The sequence below is a fragment of the Micromonospora sp. H61 genome (assembly GCF_018070325.1).
Lineage (GTDB): Bacteria > Actinomycetota > Actinomycetes > Mycobacteriales > Micromonosporaceae > Micromonospora > Micromonospora salmantinae.
Map to the genome: position 1 here is coordinate 1 of NZ_JAGPXY010000175.1, position 2,682 is coordinate 2,682.

General features: G+C 72.2%; 4 protein-coding genes and 1 pseudogene. 1 reads left to right on the top strand and 4 read right to left on the bottom strand.

From position 1 onward, the window contains the following. Positions 1-22 precede the first annotated feature (22 nt). Positions 23-826: pseudogene (locus KBX08_RS32795) on the top strand (uroporphyrinogen-III synthase); the annotation flags it as partial. Positions 827-921: 95 nt separating this feature from the next. On the opposite strand, the gene KBX08_RS32800 reads toward KBX08_RS32795, so the two are convergent. The 4 genes from KBX08_RS32800 to KBX08_RS32815 all read right to left on the bottom strand — a co-directional run. Beyond that, positions 922-1,545 carry an ATP/GTP-binding protein gene (locus KBX08_RS32800; RefSeq protein WP_030329978.1) on the bottom strand — a complete coding sequence of 208 codons (624 nt, stop codon included), beginning with the start codon at positions 1,543-1,545 and terminating at the stop codon, positions 922-924. After that, complete coding sequence (locus KBX08_RS32805; protein ID WP_007465174.1) at positions 1,526-1,891, bottom strand: DUF742 domain-containing protein; 366 nt, start codon at positions 1,889-1,891, stop codon at positions 1,526-1,528. Before KBX08_RS32805 ends, KBX08_RS32800 begins: the two co-directional genes overlap by 20 nt. Before the next feature lie 89 nt (positions 1,892-1,980). Next, entirely contained in the window at positions 1,981-2,388 is a 408-nt protein-coding gene (locus KBX08_RS32810; RefSeq protein ID WP_007465177.1) for a roadblock/LC7 domain-containing protein, read from the bottom strand. Then, positions 2,385-2,682, bottom strand: a 298-nt coding sequence (locus KBX08_RS32815; protein WP_146765407.1) for a hypothetical protein, incomplete at its 5' end; no start/stop codon positions are given. The genes KBX08_RS32810 and KBX08_RS32815, both read right to left, overlap by 4 nt.

Consider the following 2,682-nt stretch of genomic DNA (forward strand, 5'->3'; position numbering starts at 1 on the left):
GCGATCCGTGTTGGCCAGCTAGTACGTGGAGGCGCTCGGCCCGAAGGCACGCGGCGCGATCCGGGCGGCCGGGCTGCACGACCAGTGGTCGCCCGCCTCGGAAAGCTGCGACGAGGTGGTCGACCACCTGCGCCGGCGCGGCGTGGCCGGGCAGGTCATCGCCATGCAGCTGCACGGCGAGCGGCAGCCCGAGTGCACGCTCGCGCTGGAGGCGGCGGGTGCCACTGTCATCGAGGTGCCGGTCTACCGCTGGGCACCGCCGACCGACCCGGCCCCGCTGCACCGGCTGATCGACCTGATCGCCGGTCGGCTGGTGGACGCGGTGACGTTCACCTCGGCGCCGGCGGCCGAGGCGTTGCTGCGGGCCGCCGGTGACCGCACCGACGCGGTGCTGTCCGCGTTGCGCAGCGACGTGCTGGCCAGCTGCGTCGGGGCGGTGACCGCCGAGCCGCTGCTGCGGCACGGGGTGCCGGTGAGCGCGCCCGGTCGGGCCCGGTTGGGCGCACTGGTGCGGACCATCGTCGACGAGCTGCCCCGCCGGACCGTGACGTTCAAGGCCGGCGGGCACCTGCTCACGTTGCGCGGGCACGCCGCGGTGATCGACGGTGAGCTGCGGCCACTGGCGCCCGCGCCGATGGCGGTGCTGCGGGCGCTGGCCCAGTCCCCGGGTCGGGTGTTGTCCCGCACGGCGTTGCTGAGGACGCTGCCCCGGGGCGCGGACGAGCACGCAGTGGAGATGGCCGTCGCCCGGCTACGCGCCGGCCTGCGCGCGCCCCGCGTGGTGCAGACAGTGGTGAAGCGCGGCTACCGGCTCCGGGTCGACTAGGGCGTGCGGCGAAGTCCCCGGTCGAGCCGGGGGCCTCGACACGCGCCCTGAACGCGTCACGGCCGGCCGTCGCGCGCCGGCCGTGACGCGGCGTTTCAGCCGACCGGCGTCGGGAAGCCCCGCCCGTGCTCGGACTGGAGCCGGAGCATGGCGTGCTCGACCACAGTCACCAGCACCTGCTTGACCGAGTCCCGCTGCCGGGCGTCGGTCATCACGAGCGGCACCTGCGGCGAGATGGCCAGCGCCTCGCGGACCTCCTCGGCCTCGTACTGCGGTGCGCCGTCGAACTTGTTCAGCGCCACCACGTACGGCAGGTTGCGGTTCTCGAAGTAGTCCAGCGGGGCGAAGGCGTCGGTGATCCGGCGGGTGTCCACCAGCACGGCGGCACCCACCGCCCCACGGATGATCTCGTCCCACATGAACCAGAACCGAGTCTGACCCGGTGTACCGAATAGGTACAGGATCAGGTCCTGGGCCATGGTGATCCGGCCGAAGTCCATGGCGACCGTGGTGGTCTCCTTGCCCGGCACCTTGGACGGATCGTCGATGCCGACACCCGCCGCGGTCATCAACGCCTCTGTGGTCAGCGGTGTGATCTCGGAGATCGCCCCGACCAGTGTCGTCTTACCGACGCCGAAGCCGCCCGCGACGACGATCTTCGCGGAGACGATTCCCCGGCCCGGCCGCCCCCCTGCGGGGTCATAGCCTGCGAAGTCCACTTAGCACCCTTCCAAGCAGTTCCATCCGCTCCTCGAACCCCTCGGCGGGAGCAGCAGTGTGTAACGTCAGCAGGCTCTCGGCCACCATGTCGGCGACCAACACCCGGGCGACGCCCAGCGGCATCCGGGTATACGCGGCGATCTCCGCCAGCGACTGTGCTCGGCCCTCACAGACCGTGGCGATGCGGTGCTTGTCGTGCCCGGCGAAGCGGGACTCGGCGACCTGGGTGGGAGAGGCGGTCAGGACGGCCTCGAGGGCGATGTCCTGCCGGGGCTCGGTACGACCACGGGTGACCGCGTACGGACGCACCAGCGCGCCACGCGGGTCAGCGCGTCGTTGGTCCATTCCCGATCACCTCCTCGTCCCCTGCTGAGCCGGACTGTGCCGCCTCCCGTCCCTGGTCCGGCGCTCGAAATGAGCGCCGCCTTCCGGTGCTAAGAGCGCACCGCGTCGCGCGGCAGCGGCACCAGCGCGGCACCCACCCGCTCGACCAGCAGCGCCATCTCGTAGCCCACCTGGCCCACGTCGCAGCTGCGCGCGGCCAGCACGGCCATCGAGGAGCCGTCGCTGATCGACATCAGGAAGAGATACCCGCTGTCCATCTCGATGACTGTCTGCAACACCCCGCCCGCGCTGAACATCCGGGCCGCGCCCTCGGTCAGGCTCACCACCCCGGAGGTGATCGCGGCGAGCTGGTCCGCCCGGTCCCCCGGCAGATCCCGGGAGGACGCGAGCAGCAGCCCGTCTGCGGACACCGCCACCACGTGGGCGATGCCCGCCACGCTGTCGGCGAAGTTGGTGAGCAGCCAACCCATGTCCTGCATGGCAGCTGGCCTGTTCATCGGCTCTCCTTGGTCGAGGTGCTGTTCAGGTCCGTTCCGGCCGTCCGACCGCGCTGCACACCGCGGTGGTAGGCCGACAGCAGACCACGTACTTCATCCGGGGTCCGCCGGCTGCGGTCCCGGCCGCTCTTCGGTTCGATGCCACCCGGCACGAGCTGCTGCTGCGGCACCCGCTTGGGCAATCCGGAGCGGGTGGTCCCGGCGGGAGCCGGCTCGGCAGCCCGACTGGCCCGGGACCAGCCTTCGTCCGCCGCCGTACGCCATGCGCCCGGGTCGGGGGCGGGGGCGGGGGCG

Coding starts and splice junctions, on each gene's coding strand:
- KBX08_RS32810 (WP_007465177.1), bottom strand. CDS start 2,388: ATGAACAGGCCAGCTGCCATGCAGGACATGGGTTGGCTGCTCACCAAC.
- KBX08_RS32805 (WP_007465174.1), bottom strand. CDS start 1,891: ATGGACCAACGACGCGCTGACCCGCGTGGCGCGCTGGTGCGTCCGTAC.